This is a genomic window from Enterobacter cloacae complex sp. P42RS, assembly GCF_014930595.1.
GTDB classification, from domain to species: domain Bacteria; phylum Pseudomonadota; class Gammaproteobacteria; order Enterobacterales; family Enterobacteriaceae; genus Enterobacter; species Enterobacter bugandensis.
On sequence record NZ_JADBRK010000004.1, the window covers coordinates 170903 to 189838 of the forward strand.

General features: G+C 54.7%; 17 protein-coding genes and 1 tRNA gene. 5 read left to right on the forward strand and 13 right to left on the reverse strand.

All coding sequences use genetic code 11. The features are described from left to right. Position 1 precedes the first annotated feature (1 nt). From IM314_RS06715 to actS, 5 genes are all read right to left on the reverse strand, one after another. On the reverse strand, positions 2 to 2419 hold the full coding sequence (locus IM314_RS06715) for a fimbria/pilus outer membrane usher protein (RefSeq protein ID WP_370529575.1): 2418 nt from the start codon (positions 2417 to 2419) through the stop codon (positions 2 to 4). A 12-nt stretch (positions 2420 to 2431) separates the two neighbouring features. Continuing rightward, positions 2432 to 3133 (reverse strand): fimbria/pilus chaperone family protein, encoded by a 702-nt coding sequence (locus tag IM314_RS06720; RefSeq protein ID WP_193358454.1) that lies wholly within the window; start codon positions 3131 to 3133, stop codon positions 2432 to 2434. Positions 3134 to 3234: 101 nt separating this feature from the next. Continuing rightward, positions 3235 to 3942 carry a DUF1120 domain-containing protein gene (locus IM314_RS06725; RefSeq protein ID WP_193358455.1) on the reverse strand — a complete coding sequence of 236 codons (708 nt, stop codon included), beginning with the start codon at positions 3940 to 3942 and terminating at the stop codon, positions 3235 to 3237. A gap of 1386 nt (positions 3943 to 5328) precedes the next feature. Next, positions 5329 to 5402: transfer RNA gene (locus IM314_RS06730), tRNA-Gly, on the reverse strand. An 80-nt stretch (positions 5403 to 5482) separates the two neighbouring features. Then, positions 5483 to 6226, reverse strand: coding sequence for an amidase activator ActS (gene actS / locus IM314_RS06735; RefSeq protein WP_193358456.1), 744 nt, complete (start codon positions 6224 to 6226; stop codon positions 5483 to 5485). Between the two features lie 163 nt (positions 6227 to 6389). On the opposite strand from actS, the gene idi reads away from it, so the two are divergent. Further along, positions 6390 to 6932, forward strand: coding sequence for an isopentenyl-diphosphate Delta-isomerase (gene idi, locus IM314_RS06740; protein WP_041908358.1), 543 nt, complete (start codon positions 6390 to 6392; stop codon positions 6930 to 6932). 38 nt (positions 6933 to 6970) lie between these two features. On the opposite strand, the gene lysS is transcribed toward idi, so the two are convergent. From lysS to xerD, 5 genes are all read right to left on the reverse strand, one after another. After that, positions 6971 to 8488: a lysine--tRNA ligase gene (lysS, locus tag IM314_RS06745; protein WP_014885130.1), complete on the reverse strand. Its 1518-nt coding sequence runs from the start codon at positions 8486 to 8488 to the stop codon at positions 6971 to 6973. Between the two features lie 9 nt (positions 8489 to 8497). After that, positions 8498 to 9596, reverse strand: a protein-coding gene (gene prfB / locus IM314_RS06750) for a peptide chain release factor 2 (RefSeq protein ID WP_100170824.1) whose coding sequence is annotated in 2 segments (ribosomal slippage) — positions 8498 to 9520 and positions 9522 to 9596 — 1098 coding nt in all. Because the reading frame shifts where the segments join, the coding sequence is not laid out codon by codon here. 90 nt (positions 9597 to 9686) lie between these two features. Next, a complete protein-coding gene (gene recJ / locus IM314_RS06755) occupies positions 9687 to 11420 on the reverse strand; it encodes a single-stranded-DNA-specific exonuclease RecJ (RefSeq protein WP_193358457.1) in 1734 nt (577 codons plus the stop codon). A 5-nt stretch (positions 11421 to 11425) separates the two neighbouring features. Next, positions 11426 to 12139: a bifunctional protein-disulfide isomerase/oxidoreductase DsbC gene (dsbC, locus tag IM314_RS06760; RefSeq protein WP_028014319.1), complete on the reverse strand. Its 714-nt coding sequence runs from the start codon at positions 12137 to 12139 to the stop codon at positions 11426 to 11428. 28 nt (positions 12140 to 12167) lie between these two features. Beyond that, positions 12168 to 13064 carry a site-specific tyrosine recombinase XerD gene (xerD, locus tag IM314_RS06765; RefSeq protein ID WP_028014320.1) on the reverse strand — a complete coding sequence of 299 codons (897 nt, stop codon included), beginning with the start codon at positions 13062 to 13064 and terminating at the stop codon, positions 12168 to 12170. A 101-nt stretch (positions 13065 to 13165) separates the two neighbouring features. Here xerD and fldB point away from each other — a divergent pair, with 101 nt between their 5' ends. Further along, positions 13166 to 13687, forward strand: coding sequence for a flavodoxin FldB (gene fldB / locus IM314_RS06770; RefSeq protein WP_041908355.1), 522 nt, complete (start codon positions 13166 to 13168; stop codon positions 13685 to 13687). 6 nt (positions 13688 to 13693) lie between these two features. On the opposite strand, the gene IM314_RS06775 is transcribed toward fldB, so the two are convergent. After that, on the reverse strand, positions 13694 to 14104 hold the full coding sequence (locus IM314_RS06775) for a protein YgfX (RefSeq protein WP_028014322.1): 411 nt from the start codon (positions 14102 to 14104) through the stop codon (positions 13694 to 13696). Continuing rightward, on the reverse strand, positions 14085 to 14351 hold the full coding sequence (sdhE, locus tag IM314_RS06780) for an FAD assembly factor SdhE (protein ID WP_010435322.1): 267 nt from the start codon (positions 14349 to 14351) through the stop codon (positions 14085 to 14087). The genes IM314_RS06775 and sdhE overlap by 20 nt, the downstream gene beginning before the upstream one ends. A gap of 294 nt (positions 14352 to 14645) precedes the next feature. On the opposite strand from sdhE, the gene ygfZ reads away from it, so the two are divergent. Further along, the gene (gene ygfZ, locus IM314_RS06785) at positions 14646 to 15626 is read left to right on the forward strand and encodes a tRNA-modifying protein YgfZ (RefSeq protein WP_028014323.1); all 981 of its coding nucleotides are present in this window, start codon (positions 14646 to 14648) and stop codon (positions 15624 to 15626) included. 87 nt (positions 15627 to 15713) lie between these two features. On the opposite strand, the gene IM314_RS06790 is transcribed toward ygfZ, so the two are convergent. Beyond that, positions 15714 to 16373: a hemolysin III family protein gene (locus IM314_RS06790; protein ID WP_023331242.1), complete on the reverse strand. Its 660-nt coding sequence runs from the start codon at positions 16371 to 16373 to the stop codon at positions 15714 to 15716. A gap of 265 nt (positions 16374 to 16638) precedes the next feature. Between IM314_RS06790 and IM314_RS06795 the strand changes: the two genes are divergently transcribed. Together IM314_RS06795 and bglA are read left to right on the forward strand one after the other, a co-directional pair. Continuing rightward, on the forward strand, positions 16639 to 17370 hold the full coding sequence (locus tag IM314_RS06795; RefSeq protein ID WP_028014325.1) for a MurR/RpiR family transcriptional regulator: 732 nt from the start codon (positions 16639 to 16641) through the stop codon (positions 17368 to 17370). 116 nt (positions 17371 to 17486) lie between these two features. Further along, entirely contained in the window at positions 17487 to 18920 is a 1434-nt protein-coding gene (bglA, locus tag IM314_RS06800) for a 6-phospho-beta-glucosidase BglA (protein WP_028014326.1), read from the forward strand. The last annotated feature ends 16 nt before the right edge of the window (positions 18921 to 18936 follow it).

Here is an 18936-nt window from a genome sequence, read left to right on the forward strand (position 1 = left end):
CTTAACTGCACGTAGCCACGGCAGTTTCATAAAGTTCATCAGGGGCCGGTTTTTCAGGCAGCTGCAGCGAGAAGTGGCAAGTTGTCACGCCGGAGAACTGCAGCGCATAGCGCATGCCAGGTCTGGCATCCGGGATAAAAGTGGCACCGTTTTCTCCTGCCACGGTTACGAAACCTCCCTCAGCGTCGAATACGCCGGATCCGTGCTGAACGCCCCTGCCCTGTGCATCTTTCAGCGTGACCAGAACACGGCGGGTACGAACCACATCAAAACTTACGTAGCTCACCGAGCCGCGTGCGGCCTCCGTCTCCTGCCAGGCGTTCGCGATATCGACGTTTTTATCCAGGCTGCGGGTATCAACCTCAACCGTGGATTTACGGAAACTCGCGAGCGAAGGGATCACGGCATAACCCCGGCTGTCGGTCCAGCTCGGGCCACCCGGGGTTTCAAGACGAATGCCGCTCTGATCGCCCACTTTGGCAATCCCGAAGGTATCGCCAACGCGATAGGGTGAAAGGGTCACACCATGATCATGGGCCACGACACCGCCGCTGGCGCGCCCGGACCAGGTCGTCCCGGCGCTGCTGTCCTGGCTTACGCTGCCGTTCAGCTGGCTGTAAGGCGTCACGCTGTCGAACGAGGCGCCGTAAGTATTGCTGTTGTTGCGGTAGTTCCTGTCGCTGGACAGGCTCCAGCCGCGATCCCGGGAGCTGCGGTCGCTGTACCTGACGCCGGCTCGTGCGCCGGAGCTGGAATGGTTGAAGTATGAGCTCACGCTGCGACTGCCAAACGGGATACTCAGGTTGGCATAAACCCGATTATCATTAGTGTCGTTACCGGTGCTGCGGTCGACACTGACGCTCAGATACGCTTTTGAGATCTGGCGACTCCAGCTTCCGCGAAGGTATGTCGTGTCCCCTCCGTTGAACGAGGTGGAACGTGCCCAGGAAGCAGAAAAATTGCCCAACATGTCGTGGGACCAGTTGATGCCAAGCCCATACTGGTTACGAATATTATCGCTGGTATCGAGCGGATCGTTCTGGACGGCATCGTTAATCTCACGATAGCCTCTGGTTTGCTGCGTGAAATTGACATTTGCGCCGGTGCGCTCGGTCAGTTGCTGACTTAAAGAGGTATTAACCGACACCCCTGATTCATCATGATTTGTATCCTGAGCGCCTGTGAGCTGCACTGACCACTGGGTGCTGGCCGTTGGTTGCGTATCAAGACTGGCGGCCAGGGCACGGTACAGCGAGGAGCCCATGACACCACCGTTCAGCGTGGTACGCTCGTTTAACAACCAGCCTGTTGCGGCTGTGGCAATGACCGGCGAGGCATCACTTCCCTCCTGATCAAGCTTGCCGGCACCAAAGGAAAAACCGGGCTGTACGACAGGACCGTTATTCAGAAATGAGGAGGCAGGAACGATAAACTGGCGCTTCGCGCCGTCCTCTCCGGTCAGGGTAACGTCCAGATCGGTACGGGTATTCAGAAGGGAAAAGCCATCCAGCTTAAACGGACCTGCGGGTACCATTGTGCTGTAGATGAGGGCACCGGACTGGCGCACTTCAACCACCGACTGGGAATCAGCAATACCTTCGACCAGCCCGGCGCCACGCTTACCGTTCTGCAGCGCGGCTTCCGGGAACAACTGCACACCCCATACCTGACCAGCACCAAACAGAGAGTTTGATAAGGAGATCTGCCCTGTCTGTAATACTTGCTTTCTTTCAGTCAGGGTTTTCTGGGCATAGGCGGCAAGATGCTGGGAGGTATTTTCGCCGTTAAAGCGCGAAAAACTCTGGCGACTGCGCACGATCCAGTCGCGTATGTTGAAGCCCGCTTCGCTGTCAATTTGTGCAAACCGGGTGTTATCAGATGACATCGCCTGCGCATCGTAGTTCAGCACGGCGGCAGTGCCTCCGTGCGTCCAGTTGCCGGACGTCAGAGAAGAAGATGCAATGGCGTCAGGAGGCACAACAAGCGCAACAGCGCCTTCGCCGGGATCCAGGTTTACATTGCTTTGTGGCCAGACGGTTCGGAGATCCAGGCAGTCAGCGCCGGTATCATGATTTGCAGGCAGGACGAGTCCGGCCTGCCTGAAAAATTCAGCATCCGTGCAGAGCTGACCTTCACTGTCGAACCGGGCAGAGACTTTGCCGCGTTCGCTGCCGTTCACGAGCAGCTTTACCGGTGTCGTGCCCGGCATAAAGCGCGGGGCATGCACAAACATTTCGGCCAGTCTGGGGTCAAGGCCACGGGCTCTCATGGCCTGAACGTCAAACAGCGTTTCCTCGCTTTCTGCCGCCGTGTCAGTCACATCTGCTGCGGCCGGCGCGGAAAGCGCAGAAAGTATGGCCAGGGACAGCGCGGTGCGAAGCGGCCGGCCCGGGCGTTTACGACGAGAGTGAAAAATCACGTTAACATCCTGTCAGTGAGTGAGTGGCGCGTCATAGCTCTGCACCGAGTAGCCCCAGGTGGTGGCGGGTGCAATCCGGACCTGCTGTGCTGAGCCTGTAGCTGCGCCCTTTTTATCCAGGCTCAGGGTGCGGGTCTGGCCCGGCAGCACGTAGGTGCCGTCCATGGTCCAGGTGGCGTTGTCCGGCAGGGTCTGCACCTTCTGCTCCATGCGCACCACATAAGGCGACGGGTTGGAAACCGTCAGCGTGCTGCCGGACTGCTTCCAGACCAGACGCTTCCAGGGGGCTTCATCTTTCGCCAGGCCGGCCGGGCGGATAATCACGGGCAGGTTCTGGCGGAACCCCATGCGCACAATGTTCTGGTCTTTTTTCTGCGGGGGCACGCCCTCAAAGGTGACGCGCATCAGGTGTTCCGTGGTTAACGGCGTTTTGTCGGTGATTAAAAAACGCACGCGCTGGGTCTTGCCCGCTTCAACACGTGCCGCCGGGGGGGTGATAGTGAGCAGATTCGCCTTATCCTCGGGAACAGCTTTCAGGGTGCTGAGCATCAGGACCGGGTAGCTGTCGGTGTTGGTCACGTTGACGCTGCCCTCTCCGTCAGCCTGCTCAACAATAATGACGGACGTTTCCGGCACCATACCGGTGGCGTGCGACACCGCAGATGCGAGCATGAGGGCAGCTGCCCCGGTTTTGATAAACGAGGAAAGTTTCATGGTGTATTTGCCTATGAAGAGACGGACAGAACGGCCGGGAGCCGTGGAGCCCTCCCCCGCCGGATGGCGGGGGAGGAGTTCGTCAGCGGTGCTGACGGGAATTACAGGTAAACCACTTCCAGGGTGGTCTGGCCGTCCAGCTTGACGGCATGGCTCAGGTCAAGCTCGGACGCCTTGTTCAGATAAGCCTGTACATTCAGGGTGCCGGCCAGGGTTTTGAAAGCAACTGGTGTCAGAGAACCTGTTTCAGCCCAGGAGATTGAACGTAAATATGCAGCGTTATAAGGAGCACCGTCGGATGCATGCCACGGACCTTCTCCTCGTCCGTTATTGACTTCAATCGAATCTACCTTGTTGCCATCAACCGTAACGGTTGATGGAGCAACCTGAATAGCGTAACCGCCAATTCGTTTAGTGCCATCCAGGCCAAGGCCAGCGCCTGCGAAATAATTAGCTCTGTATCCAAAAACACCGACTGGAGTTAGTGCGGTACCAATACTTGACTCGGTCACCCCAGCCATCGATCCCGGGCGGTCATTAATGGCACTGATTGCAACACGCGCCGGCGCATCACAGTTAATGGCAAAGTCCACGCTCTTAACGGGAAGCACGGTATACGCATCTGCGGAAAGGGTGCTGGCCTTGATATTGCCATAGTCGATGATGCCACCCCCGGAAACGGTCGGAGTACAGGCAGCCGGCACGATGGTACCGATAACGTTAACCTGCACGCTTTCTGCGGAAGCTGCGTTAATGCCGGATACCAGAAGCGCAGCAGCCAATGCAGTTTTAATAAAGTTGTTTAACATAGTCTTTCCTGTGTATGTTTATTTTCTGCGGATATAAACGAATAATATAAACCGCAGCGAGTCCGTAAAATTTGTCCGTAAATTTCTGTGATAAAAACTGAGTCCATCTTCTGCATATCGGGCGACAGGCAGGTAACCGAACTCTGGCTTTTACATGAAATATGATGAACCGTTGTATGAATGTGAAAAAAACAAGAGGACAGAAAAATTCAGACTTTCCTGCAGTTCTCTGATACATTTTTCACAACACAGGGCTGAGGGTAAATATCAGCTTCCGTTCCTGTTGAAGCTTATTATCCATATTCAAATCCTGCCCTCAATATTTTTTGGATGCATAAATAGTATTAAAATCCATAAATGGACGGAGTGGTTATATTAGGATTTATTAGCTTAACAATAACGTTCCATTTGCATTAATTATAATTATTCCTGGCACGAATTCTGTTTTTATTATTTCTGCCGGTGGACTGTTTTCATTTAAAAATTACAAATGTGCTCAGTTGCTTAATCGTTATCTCAAGTACAATACGGTGGTTAAGATCCGCCATAGCATCCATTACTCAGCAGGATGGCTGTCAGGCAGGCGTACCAGACCCGTTTTTTTATTCGCTGCTTTTTATCATGACATTTGCCTGACACTGCCCGCGCGCCCTGTAACAGCGTTATCCATATCCCTTTCTGTTGTTGCGAAAGCCTCAGGCTTCCGGGCACGGGAAGACGTATACCCGCTTACCGCCCTTTAAATACCTGTAAAGTTCGCCTGATATTTCCTTCTCTGACTGGGAAGAGACGGGGGAACGTGTGGACTGTCGCTGAGGGTGCTGTGTGTTATGCGTGTTTAGCAATAACAACTTTCATTTTTATCCTTTTGGGCAATAATCCACTCAACGCAAAAATTACCCATTTTTTATAACTTTACTGTAATAATGGCTTTTCTCTTATGCCTGGATCCGAAAACTTGCAGTTTCGGATCTTTAATATCCACACTGCTTCATTTTCGTGAAGCGATTACCATTTACCCCGTATAGATCAATTTTAACAGGGAGTTAGCGGTAATTCTCACCTCTGATGACGACTCTGGTCTTAAGCAACAGTTACCGCTTTGCGCATTACCTCACCGAAGTATATTTCCGGAGAAGTGCTCTATGCAGGAAAGTCGGATCTCATAAGGTAGTTGTCCGGTAATTACATGATGTTGTTATTTGGATGATTATTATCAGGAAGGAAAGGATGGTGACAGGAAAACCAAACGACTGAGGGTCTGGAGCTTTGATAGAGAAATATTTCAGAGCGGAAATATTCCATGTGTAAGAAGCTCTTAAAAGACTTTAACCGCTGTTTTATCGAATGAAAGTTGAGTCTGGAAGACTTCTGAAGAGTTGAAACTGGAGCGGGCGAAGGGAATCGAACCCTCGTATAGAGCTTGGGAAGCTCTCGTTCTACCATTGAACTACGCCCGCTTTGAGGTGCGTAAGGCATTATAGACCTTACGCACCTTCATACAAGCCTCTTCACAACTAACCGGCGATTAAATAATCACTTAGCACTTCGGTTTGCTGCCGGGCGCAGTAAGATAGCGTTGCGGATCGATGGCCGTCGCCTTATAGCGGATCTGGAAGTGCAGCTTCACCGAATCGGTACCGGTGCTGCCCATGGTGGCAATCTTCTGCCCCGCTTTCACGTTCTGGCCGTTGTTAACCAGCATCGTGTCGTTATGCGCGTAGGCGGTGATGTAATCTTCGCCATGCTTAATCATGATCAGGTTACCGTAGCCGCGCAGCTGGTTACCCACATAAACCACCTTCCCTGCCCCGGAGGCATAAACCGGCGTACCGCGCGCAGCGGCGATATCAATACCCTTGTTGCCACCTTCAGAGAGTGAGTAAGGGGCGACCACTTTACCGCTGGCAGGCCAAATCCAGCAGCGCTGTCCAACCGGCGGCCATGACGATTGCGGTACCTGATAGGACGGCGTCACTTTGGCGGTTTTGCCTTTCGATGAGGATTTTTTGCCCGAGGACGAACTGCCGTTCACCTTGAGCTTTTGCCCCACTTCGATGGTGTACGGCGGAGAGATGTTATTCAGGCGCGCCAGATCCTTCACGCTGGTCCCCGTTGCGCGCGAAATCCGGTACAGCGTATCCCCGCGCTTAACGGTATAGACCGAACCGGAATAGCTACCCATATCCGACGATTTGCTTCCTGAACAGCCTGCCAGGAATAGCGTCAGCGTCAGGCAAAAGATGGCGATGATGGGATTTCTCGTCAGGCTTCCTGCAAACAAAACAGATCCTCGGTCAGCGTGAATGGCGCACTATGATACCAGCCCGGAGAGATATGGGTCAGCCCTTTTCCGCTCCTGGAAACAAACCGTTCGTATAAGATTGCCGTATAATGCTCCCTGTTGATGGTGCAGAACCATCCGCATCGTTGGCACTGGAGCATGAATGAGTATTCAAGAACACGTTATTTTGGTTAATGACCAGGGAATGGTGATTGGCACTCAGGAAAAATACGCCGCGCATACTGCCCAAACCCCGCTGCATCTGGCGTTCTCATCCTGGCTGTTTAACGCCGAAGGCGAGTGTCTGGTAACCCGACGCGCACTAAGTAAAAAAGCCTGGCCGGGCGTCTGGACGAACTCCGTCTGCGGTCACCCTCAATCTGGTGAACGGACGGAAGAGGCAATTATCCGTCGCTGCCGCGATGAGATTGGCGCAGAAATTACCGCGATTACGCCTGTCGCCTCAGAATTCCGCTACCGCGAAACGGATCCTTCCGGGATCGTGGAAAACGAGATTTGCCCGGTCTTCGCTGCCCGCGTCACCAGCGAACTGCGAATTAACCATGATGAAGTGATGGCATTTGAATGGGTGACGCTGGAGTCGTTATTCCGCGCGCTGGACGCCGCCCCATGGAGCTTTAGCCCGTGGATGGTGCAGGAAGCAACGGTCGCGCGAGACGCGCTGAGAGCGTTCGCGGCGCAATAAAAAAGCCCCTTTCGGGGCTTTTTTAGCAACGTAACGCCTTATTTCACCGGGCGCATTGCCGGGAACAGGATCACGTCACGAATAGTGTGGCTGTTGGTGAACAGCATCACCATACGGTCGATACCAATACCCAGACCTGCGGTTGGCGGCAGGCCGTGCTCCAGCGCGGTCACATAGTCTTCGTCGAAGAACATCGCTTCGTCATCGCCTGCTGCTTTCGCGTCAACCTGATCCTGGAAACGCTGCGCCTGGTCTTCCGCATCGTTCAGCTCGCTAAAGCCGTTGCCGATTTCACGGCCGCCGATGAAGAATTCGAAACGGTCAGTGATTTCCGGGTTCTCGTCATTACGACGCGCCAGCGGAGAGACTTCCGCCGGGTATTCGGTAATGAAGGTCGGCTGAATCAGGTGTGCTTCCGCCACTTCTTCGAAGATCTCGGTCACGATGCGGCCCAGACCCCAGCTCTTCTCAACCTTGATGCCGATGCTTTCAGCGATGGCCTTCGCAGAGTCGAAGTTATCCAGATCCGCCATGTTGGTTTCCGGACGGTATTTCTTGATCGCTTCGCGCATGGTCAGTTTTTCGAACGGCTTGCCGAAGTCGAAGACTTCTTCACCGTAAGGGACCTGCGTGGTGCCCAGAATATCCTGCGCCAGGGTACGGAACAGGGATTCGGTCAGCTCGATCAGGTCTTTGTAGTCCGCGTACGCCATATAGAGTTCCATCATGGTGAACTCAGGGTTATGGCGAACGGAGATACCTTCGTTACGGAAGTTACGGTTGATTTCGAACACGCGGTCGAAACCACCGACCACCAGACGCTTCAGGTACAGTTCCGGCGCGATACGCAGGTACATGTCCAGGTCCAGGGCGTTGTGATGGGTGATGAACGGACGCGCAGACGCGCCGCCAGGGATCACCTGCATCATAGGGGTTTCCACTTCCATAAAGTCGCGGTTGACCATGAACTGGCGAATACCGGCCATGATCTGGGAGCGAATTTTGAAGGTCTTGCGGGATTCATCGTTAGAGATGAGATCCAGGTAACGCTGACGATAGCGCGCTTCCTGATCCTGCAGGCCGTGGAACTTGTCCGGCAGCGGGCGCAGGGCTTTGGTCAGCAGACGCAGCTCGGTGCAGTGGATAGACAGTTCACCGGTTTTGGTTTTGAACAGTTTACCTTTCGCGCCCAGGATATCGCCCAGGTCCCACTTCTTGAACTGCTCGTTGTAGATGCCTTCCGGCAGGTCGTCACGGGAAACGTACAGCTGAATACGGCCACCCACGTCCTGCAAGGTCACGAAGGAGGCTTTACCCATGATGCGACGGGTCATCATACGGCCTGCAACGGCCACTTCGATGTTCAGCGCTTCCAGCTCTTCGTTCTCTTTACCGTCGAAGTCAGCGTGCAGTTGGTCTGAGGTGTGGTCACGACGAAAATCGTTCGGGAACGGCACGCCCTGCTCGCGCAGCGCTGCCAGCTTCTCGCGGCGGGTTTTCAGTTCGTTGTTAAGATCGACTACCGCGTCAGCGCCCTGTGCTTGTTGTTCAGACATGTTGGTTCCTCATAACCCTGCTTTCAAACTTGCTTCGATAAATTGGTCCAGGCTGCCGTCCAGCACCGCCTGCGTGTTGCGGGTTTCAACCCCGGTACGCAGGTCTTTGATGCGGGAGTCATCAAGGACGTAAGAACGGATCTGGCTGCCCCAACCGATGTCGGACTTGTTATCTTCCATCGCCTGTTTCTCAGCATTTTTCTTCTGCATCTCCAGCTCATAAAGCTTCGCTTTCATCTGCTTCATGGCCTGGTCTTTGTTCTTATGCTGGGAACGGTCGTTCTGGCACTGTGTTACCAGCCCGGTTGGAATGTGGGTAATACGCACCGCAGATTCCGTACGGTTAACGTGCTGACCGCCCGCGCCGGACGCGCGGTAAACGTCAATACGCAGGTCCGCCGGGTTAATTTCGATATCGATATCTTCGTCAACTTCCGGGTAAACAAACGCAGAGCTGAAGGAGGTATGACGACGACCACCGGAGTCGAACGGACTCTTACGCACCAGGCGGTGAACGCCGGTTTCGGTACGCAGCCAGCCGTAGGCGTAGTCGCCAATGATCTTGATAGTGACGGATTTAATACCGGCCACTTCACCTTCAGACTCTTCGATAATTTCGGTTTTGAAGCCGCGCGCTTCCGCCCAACGCAGATACATACGCGTCAGCATGCTGGCCCAGTCCTGCGCTTCGGTACCGCCAGAACCTGCCTGAATATCGAGATAGCAGTCAGCGCTGTCGTATTCGCCGGAGAACATGCGACGGAATTCCAGCTGTGCCAGCTTCTCTTCCAGCCCGTCGAGTTCTGCCACGGCTTCGTTAAAGGTTTCTTCGTCGTCGGCTTCGACGGCCAGCTCCAGCAAACCGGAAACGTCTTCCAGCCCCTGGGCCATTTGATCCAACGTATCTACGATAGCTTCGAGAGAGGAACGCTCTTTACCCAGCGCCTGTGCGCGTTCAGGTTCGTTCCAGACGTCCGGCTGTTCCAGCTCGGCGTTTACTTCTTCAAGACGCTCTTTCTTGGCATCGTAGTCAAAGATACCCCCTAAGAACGTCAGAGCGCTCCGTGAGGTCCTGAATACGGTTTTTTACCGGATTAATTTCAAACATGGTCTGTTTTCTTTTATGGACTTGTCAAAATGCGGTGATAAGAGCGGGATTGTACCGAATCCACGCCCTTTTTTATAGAGATTACTGCCGCTAAATTGGCCAGATATTGTCGATGATGATCTGAAGGGTGCGGTTACCGCGAAACTCGTTGATATCCAGTTTGTACGCCAGCTCGACCTCGCGCACGCCGTTGTCCGGCCAGATGGAGGTGTCAACGTTGAAGGCGATGCCGTCCAGCAGCGGTCCGCCGCCCACCGGCTCAACCATCACTTTCAGGTGGCGTTCGCCGACGATACGCTGCTGCAGCAGGCGGAATCGCCCGTCGAACAGCGGTTCCGGGAACATTTGCCCCCATGGACCGGCATCGCGCAGCATCTGCGCGACCTCCATCGTCATTTCGGAGACGGACAGCTCACCGTCAGAGACCACTTCGCCCTGCAGCAGCGCCGGGTCAATCCACTCGGTGACCAGCTCGCCAAACAGGCGCTGGAACTCGTCGAACTTTGCCTCTTCCAGCGACAAGCCTGCCGCCATCGCGTGGCCGCCGAACTTTATCATCAGACCCGGGTAAAGCGTATCCAGACGCTCCAGCGCATCGCGCATGTGCAGCCCCTGAATCGAACGGCCAGAGCCTTTCAGCGTGCCGTCACCCGCAGGCGCAAACGCGATCACCGGACGGTGGAAACGCTCTTTAATGCGCGACGCCAGAATGCCGACCACGCCCTGATGCCACTCGGGGTGATACATTGCCAGCCCGCCCGGCAACGTATCGCCGCTGCGCTCAAGTTTTTCGCACAGGGTCAGCGCTTCGGCCTGCATCCCCTGCTCAATCTCTTTACGGGTCTGGTTCAGGGCGTCCAGCTCGTTGGCCAGCACGCGCGCTTCACCGATGTTGTCGCACAGCAGCAGCGCCACGCCGACGGACATATCGTCCAGCCTTCCGGCAGCGTTCAGACGCGGCCCGAGGGCAAAGCCCAGGTCGCTTGCCGCCAGCTTGAGCGGATCGCGGTTGGCAATCTCCAGCAGCGCCTTAATTCCGGGACGGCACTTGCCCGCGCGAATACGGCTTAAGCCCTGCCAGGTCAAAATGCGGTTATTGGCATCAAGAGGCACCACGTCCGCCACGGTGCCAAGCGCCACCAGGTCGAGGTATTCGGCCAGGTTTGGAACGGCAATGCCGCGGGATTCGAACCAGCCCTTATCGCGTAAGAGAGTACGCAACGCCAGCATCAGATAAAACGCCACGCCCACGCCGGCGAGGGATTTCGACGGGAAATCGCTGTCGCGCAGGTTGGGGTTAATAATCGCTTCTGCTGCGGGGAGCGTATCGCCGGGCAGGTGATGATCGGTGACCAGCACCGGGATCCCCAAAGCGTGAGCATGATCGACGCCCGCATGGGAGGAGATCCCGTTGTCGACGGTCATGATCATCTGCGCACCGCGGGCATGGGCCTGATCGACCACCTCCGGGCTGAGGCCATAGCCGTCTTCAAAGCGGTTCGGCACCAGATAGGTGACATTATCGCAGCCCAGCGCGCGCAGGCTGAGCACGCTCAGGGCGGTGCTGGTTGCGCCGTCGGCGTCGAAATCCCCTACCACCACAATGCGCGTTCCCTCACGCAGCGCGTTGTAGAGCATTTCGGTAGCTTTCTCGATACCGTTCAGCTGCTGCCAGGGCAGCATCCCTTTCACGCTGCGCTCAAGATCCTCTGCGCGGCGCACGCCGCGGCTGGCGTAGAGGCGCTTTAGCAGCGGCGGGAGATCGTCCGGTAAATCAACGTGTTCAACCGCCTCGCGGCGGCGCAATTTGATGGGGGCTTTCACGCGAATTATTTACCACCAAACTGTTTCTGGTGCGCGTCGAGAAACTCTTTCATCTCTTTCGGTCCCTGATAGCCCGGAACAACATAGCCGTTACTCAGGACAATCGCTGGCGTACCGCTCACGCCAAACTGCACGCCCAGCGCGTAGTGATTAGCAATGTCGATGTCGCAGGAGGCAGGCTTAACGTCTTTACCGTTCATCGCGTCATCAAACGCTTTGTTGCGGTCTTTGGCACACCAGATCGCTTTCATGTCCTGCTCTGGCTTGCTCTGTACGCCTGCGCGCGGGAAGGCCAGGTAACGCACGGTAATGCCCAGCGCGTTATAGTCTTTCATCTGTTCATGCAGCTTGTGGCAGTAGCCACAGGTGATGTCGGTGAAGACGGTAATCACATGTTTTTCCTGCGCCGCTTTATAGACGATCATCTCTTTTTCGAGCGCGTTCAGGTTTTTCATCAGCAGCTGGTTGGTGACGTTCACCGGCTGCGCGCCGCTCACGTCGTACAGCGGTCCCTGAATAAAGTGTTTGCCGTCTTCGGTGACGTACAGCACGCCGCTGTTGGTCAGTACGGTTTTCATACCGGCAACCGGCGCAGGCTGGATGTCGCTGCTGGTGACGCCAAGCTTAGCCAGAGACTGTTTGATGGCGGCGTCATCCGCATGGGCGAAGCCGGTAAATGAGGCTGCCAGCAGGGTGAACAGCACGAAAGACTTTTTCATAATTGATCCTGTTACAATTTGTCGGCACTCACGCACGAGGGTGGTGCTGTTGGTGTAGCTGCCGCAGGCGTTCCGTCGCGACATGGGTGTAAATTTGCGTCGTTGAAAGATCGCTGTGTCCCAGCAGCATCTGCACCACGCGTAAATCTGCGCCGTGGTTTAACAGATGCGTCGCGAAGGCGTGACGCAATACGTGCGGCGAAAGCTTTTCACTGTCGATACCCGCCAGTGTGGCGTAATGCTTGATGCGATGCCAGAACGTTTGTCGCGTCATCTGCTGCGCGCGCTGGCTCGGAAACAGGACGTCGATAGACGCGCCATTGAGCAGCCAGGGGCGGCCATGCTCAAGATACGTCTCCAGCCAGTAAACCGCCTCTTCTCCCAGCGGAACCAGCCTTTCCTTGTTTCCTTTACCGATGACGCGCACCACGCCCTGACGCAGGCTGATGTCGCTCATCGTCAGGCCAACCAGTTCCGAAACGCGCAAGCCGGTAGCATACAATAGCTCAAGCATGGCTTTATCGCGTAACTCCAGCGGCAGGTCAACAGCCGGTGACTGTAATAATCTCTCAACTTGTGCTTCGCTGAGATCTTTCGGCAGCCGCTGCGGGAGTTTCGGGGACGCCAGCAGCGCGCTGGGATCGTCTTCGCGAATCTTCTCCCGATAAAGATGCTGGAAAAGCCGACGCATGGCGCTGAGCAAGCGTGCAGAGCTGGTGGCTTTGTACCCCCCTTCTACGCGTTCAGCGAGCAGCGCCTGCAGGTCGTCGCTTTGCGCGCTCGCAAGCGATAGCTCCCGACGCGCCAGCCACTCCACCAGCATGGTGAGATCGCGCCGGTAGGCACTGAGGGTATTCTCGGCCAGATTTTTCTCCAGCCACAGCGCATCGAGAAACTGTTCAACGAGTGCGAGATCCTTTTCCACATCAGCCCCTTTGATTTTGCAGTCAGGCCATTATGCCTGATTGCGACCGGTTTCTGGTACACTACGCGCAAAGTCATAGCAAGAATTGAGATAGTTACGCGATGAATATTGGTCTGTTCTATGGTTCCAGCACCTGCTACACCGAAATGGCGGCGGAGAAAATTCGCGACATCATTGGCCCGGAACTGGTGACGTTGCATAACCTGAAAGATGACTCGGTCGCCTTGATGGAGCAGTACGATGTGCTGATTCTGGGCATCCCAACCTGGGATTTTGGTGAGATACAGGAAGACTGGGAAGCCATCTGGGATCAGCTCGATTCAGTCAATTTCGACGGTAAAATTATTGCGATGTACGGCATGGGTGACCAGTTGGGCTACGGCGAATGGTTCCTGGACGCACTCGGCATGCTGCACGATAAGCTGGCACCAAAAGGGGCGGCGTTTATCGGCTACTGGCCAACCGAAGGGTATGAATTCACCAGTAAAAAGCCGATTATTGCCGACGGCGAGCTGTTTGTCGGGCTCGCGCTGGATGAAACCAATCAGTACGATCTCAGCGACGAGCGCCTGCAGGCCTGGTGCGAGCAGATCCTCGGCGAAATGGCAGAAAAATTCAGCTAACGCGCGTTACTCCTGCGTCGGCTGTTGCAGCAACATCCGGCGCAGATCCCGCCATTCTGATGCGTCCATACTGTCCGCCGCCAGCCACAGGTGCTGGCAACGTCCGCCCCCCACTTTGCGTAACCGTAACATCATCCCGGCGTTAAGCATCCAGGGTACACCGAGAATATCCCACTCTTTTCCCTGCCAGCGCAGGCGGGAATCCATCAGCAGCTTGATCTCACCCTGACGCGCGTTAATGCGACGCTGACTGCGTACGCTGTCAAAAACAACAAACGAAAGTAATAGCAGCCACAGCGGCGTATAGCTGAGCGGCCACGGCATGAGTAAAACGATGGCCGCAACCAGGCCGTGGAGCAATAAAGACATCCACTGCGAGCGCCACGAGACGCGAAGATCAGATTGCCACAGGACCACGTTCCCGATTCCGTGTTTGAATTAATTGCACCATCCGTTGCAACTCGGTGTCGGCAGGTTTGCCGTGGTTCATCAGCCAGTTGAATAAATCCGGATCGTCAGACTCAAGCAGGCGAACAAACAGACGCTTATCATCATCGCTTAAGCTGTCGTACTCATATTCGAAGAAAGGCATGATGGAAATATCAAGTTCACGCATTCCGCGACGGCATGCCCAGTGAATACGGGCCTTGTTGTTAATATCCATGTTCAGTTTCCTGCATTACGTTTGGCACAGTCGGTACCCCGTTTTCTGTTCTTAATTTCTCTACGGGGACACCAGCTAGTGTAACGTGTTTTTGACCGTTTCATTACTGGAATATTGCGTTTGACGAGCTGGCTTCCAGAATAATCCCTACATAGACAGCGGATTACACTATTTTGCGTAGCGCTACGCATAACCCGTTTATGGCACAAATGGTCTGCTGAAAGCGCTTGCAATGCCTGCAGGCTCTTTTACCATTAGGCATTATCAAAGCGTTAAGCAATTCAGGATACCGTTATGGCCTTTACACCATTTTCTCCTCGCCAGCCCGCCGCCTCTGCGCGTCTGCCGCTGACGCTTATTTCTCTTGATGACTGGGCGCTGGCAACCCTCTCCGGCGCCGACGCCGAAAAATACTTGCAGGGTCAGGTGACTGCGGATGTTGCGCAGTTGACTGAACACCAGCATCTGCTGGCCGCGCACTGCGATCCTAAGGGCAAAATGTGGAGCAACCTGCGTCTCTTCCGCCGTCAGGACGGTTTTGCCTTTATTGAGCGCCGTAGCCTGCGCGATGCGCAGCTCAAAGAACTGAAAAAATACGCGGTCTTTTCCAAAGTCACCATCGCCCCGGACGACGAACATGTTCTGCTGGGCGTGGCGGGCTTCCAGGCGCGTGCGGCGCTGAAAAACCTGTTTGCTGAACTGCCGGATGCAGAAAAACAGGTGGTCAGCGAGGGCGCAACTTCCATCCTGTGGTTTGAACACCCGGCAGAGCGCTTCCTGTTAGTCACGGATGCCGCAACAGCCGAACGCGTGACCGAGGCGCTGCGCGGCGAAGCGCAGCTCAACAACAGCCAGCAGTGGCTGGCGCTGAACATCGAAGCGGGTCTGCCTGTAATTGACGCAGCCAACAGCGCGCAGTTTATTCCTCAGGCAACTAACCTGCAGGCGCTGGGGGGCATCAGCTTTAAAAAAGGCTGCTACACCGGTCAGGAAATGGTCGCGCGTGCAAAATTCCGTGGGGCAAACAAACGCGCGTTGTGGACACTGGCAGGCCATGCCAGCCGCGTACCGGAAGCAGGAGAAGACTTAGAACTGAAGATGGGCGACAACTGGCGCCGCACCGGTACCGTGTTAGCCGCAGTCCAGCTGGACGATGGCCGTCTTTTGGTACAGGCTGTAATGAACAACGACATGGAAGCGGACAGCGTGTTCCGCGTGCGCGACGACGCGAATACGTTGAGTATTGAGCCGCTACCGTATTCACTGGAAGAGTGATGCTCTATCGCCCGGTGGCGCTGCGCTTACCGGGCCTACGGGTGCAAATCCAGGTCGGGTAAGGCGAAGCCGCCACCCGACAACAAACTAAACCTGCCCCACGTACAAATAAATCGCCAAAAAGTGGCACACACTGCCGCCCAGCACAAAGCCGTGCCAGATGGCATGGTTGTATGGGATGCGCTTGCAGACGTAGAAAATAACGCCCAGCGAGTAGACCACACCGCCCACCGCCAGCAGCGTTACCCCGCCGACCGCCAGCTTAATCGCCAGCTGATACACCACAATCAGCGACAGCCAGCCCATCGTCAGATAGGTGACCAGCGACAACACTTTAAACCGGTGCGCAATGGTCAGCTTAAACAGGATCCCCAGCAGCGCCAGGCTCCAGATAACAATCATCAGGCCGCGCGACAGCGGTGAGTTTAGCCCCACCAGCAGGAAAGGCGTATAGGTACCCGCAATCAGCAGATAGATAGCGCAGTGGTCAAATTTCTTAAGCCATATTTTGGCCCGCTGATGCGGAATCGCGTGATAGAGCGTCGAGGCCAGGAACAGCAGGATCATACTTCCGCCATACAGGCTATAGCTGGTAATGGCCATCGCGCTGGCATTGGTATCCACCGCCTGTACCAGCAATAACACTAAACCGACAATCCCAAACACCAGGCCAATGCCGTGGCTGATGCTGTTGGCTACTTCCTCAGCCAGCGAATATCCCTGTGCGATTAATGGTCTGCTCGCCATACTAAACTCCGGGAAAACTAAAGATGATTATTCATCGCATGACTATGCTAACTGAGAATGATTCCAGTGAACACCTGTTAGCTAAAATAATTTTAAAGTAAATTTTTATAATTAAAATCAAAAACATAAACGAAAAATTCACCTGACATTTGTTCACATAAAAATTTAAGCGTTACTAATCAATGGCATAAAATTGGCTCCTGCCGTCTGGCTGCATGATATGATGGATAAATGAGGTCTGAATGAGAGTTTTGCCACTGTGAGTATGTTCACCCACTCCGCCATTGCCAGTCTCAATAACCTGGAAATGATGGTCTACAACTATGTCATCAAAAACCGGGACAAAGTGATGTACATGACCATCCGCGAGCTGGCGGATGCGGCCGGCGTCTCAACCACCACTATCCTGCGCTTTTGCCGCAAGCTCAACTGCGAAGGGTATTCTGAATTTCGCGTGCGCTTTAAGCTCTATCTTGAGCAGAACGAGCCCCAGCAGGCAAATTTCGGCGCCAGCGAAATTATCAGCTTCTTTAAAAGCGTGAATAATGAAGAGTTCGACGCGCTATTAAATGACGCGGTAAATATCATTTTGTCTTCCGAGCGAATTATATTTGTCGGGGCGGGCACGTCAGGCTCTTTGGCCAAATATGGCGCACGCTTCTTTTCAAATATTGGTAAATTCAGTAATCATATTGATGACCCTTATTTCCCGGTTACCAATGATATGGCGAAAAATGCGCTGGCGATTGTGCTCTCCGTCTCGGGCGAAACCGAGGAGATCCTGCGCTTCGCCAGCCAGTTCAGCCTGCATCACTGCAAGGTGCTCTCTATCACCAGCCACGAGCACTCGCGCCTGGCAAAACTGGCGGACTTTAATCTCTCCTGGCACGTTCCCCAGACGCGAATTGGCGGCGTCTACGATATCACCACGCAAATTCCCGTCATTTATATTCTGGAATCTCTCGGACGCAAGCTGGCGAAAAAACTGACGGAATAAAACACCCTGTTTTTTCGATGTGACAAATCACAATTTTCGCAAATTGTTATATCGTGACATTCAATTTCGCTTTGCTAGACTCAATGCCAATAAGCCATTTATTGAGAATAGCAGCGATGAAAAAAATAACCTTACCGAAAGATTTTTTATGGGGCGGCGCGGTTGCCGCTCATCAGGTTGAAGGCGGCTGGAACAAAGGCGGCAAAGGGCCAAGCATTTGCGACGTGCTGACCGGCGGTGCACACGGCGTGCCGCGCGAAATCACGCAGGAGGTGGTGCCGGGTAAATACTACCCCAACCACGAAGCCATCGACTTCCACGGCCACTATAAAGAAGACATCAAGCTATTTGCCGAGATGGGCTTCAAGTGTTTCCGTACCTCTATCGCCTGGACGCGCATCTTCCCGAAAGGTGACGAAACGCAGCCAAACGAAGAAGGGCTGAAGTTTTACGACGACATGTTCGATGAGCTGCTGAAGTACAACATCGAACCGGTGATCACCCTCTCCCACTTCGAAATGCCGCTGCACCTGGTGCAGGAGTACGGTAGCTGGACCAACCGCAAAGTGGTCGATTTCTTCGTGCGCTTCGCGGAAGTGGTGTTTGAGCGCTACAAGCACAAGGTCAAATACTGGATGACCTTCAACGAAATCAACAACCAGCGCAACTGGCGCGCCCCGCTGTTCGGCTACTGCTGCTCGGGCGTGGTCTACACCGAACATGACAACCCGGAAGAGACCATGTACCAGGTGCTGCACCACCAGTTTGTGGCCAGCGCCCTGGCGGTGAAAGCCGCGCGCCGCATCAACCCGGAGATGAAAGTCGGCTGCATGCTGGCGATGGTGGCGCTCTATCCATTCTCCTGCAAGCCGGAAGACGTGATGTTCGCCCAGGAATCCATGCGCGAGCGCTATGTCTTTACCGACGTCCAACTGCGTGGTTACTACCCGTCCTACGTGCTGAACGAGTGGGAGCGCCGCGGCTTTTCCATCAAAATGGAGGCGGGCGACGAGCAGATCCTGCGTGAAGGTACCTGCGACTACTTAGGCTTCAGCTACTACATGACCAACGCGGTGAAGGCGGAAGGCGGCACAGGTGACGCCATTTCCGGCTTTGAAGGCAGCGTGCCGAACCCGCACGTGAAGGCGTCCGACTGGGGCTGGCAGATTGACCCGGTGGGCCTGCGTTATTCCCTGTGCGAACTTTACGAGCGTTACCAGAAGCCGCTGTTTATCGTTGAAAACGGCTTCGGCGCCTACGATAAGGTGGAAGAAGACGGCAGCATCAACGATGACTATCGCATCGACTATCTGCGTGCCCACGTGGAAGAGATGATCAAAGCCGTCACGCATGATGGCGTGGATCTGATGGGCTATACGCCGTGGGGCTGCATCGACTGCGTGTCGTTCACCACTGGTCAGTACAGCAAGCGCTACGGCTTTATCTACGTCAACAAGCACGACGACGGCACGGGCGACATGTCGCGCTCCCGTAAGAAGAGCTTCGAGTGGTATAAAGGCGTGATTGCCAGCAACGGCGAGAAACTTTAACGCCGGGCGCAGTTCC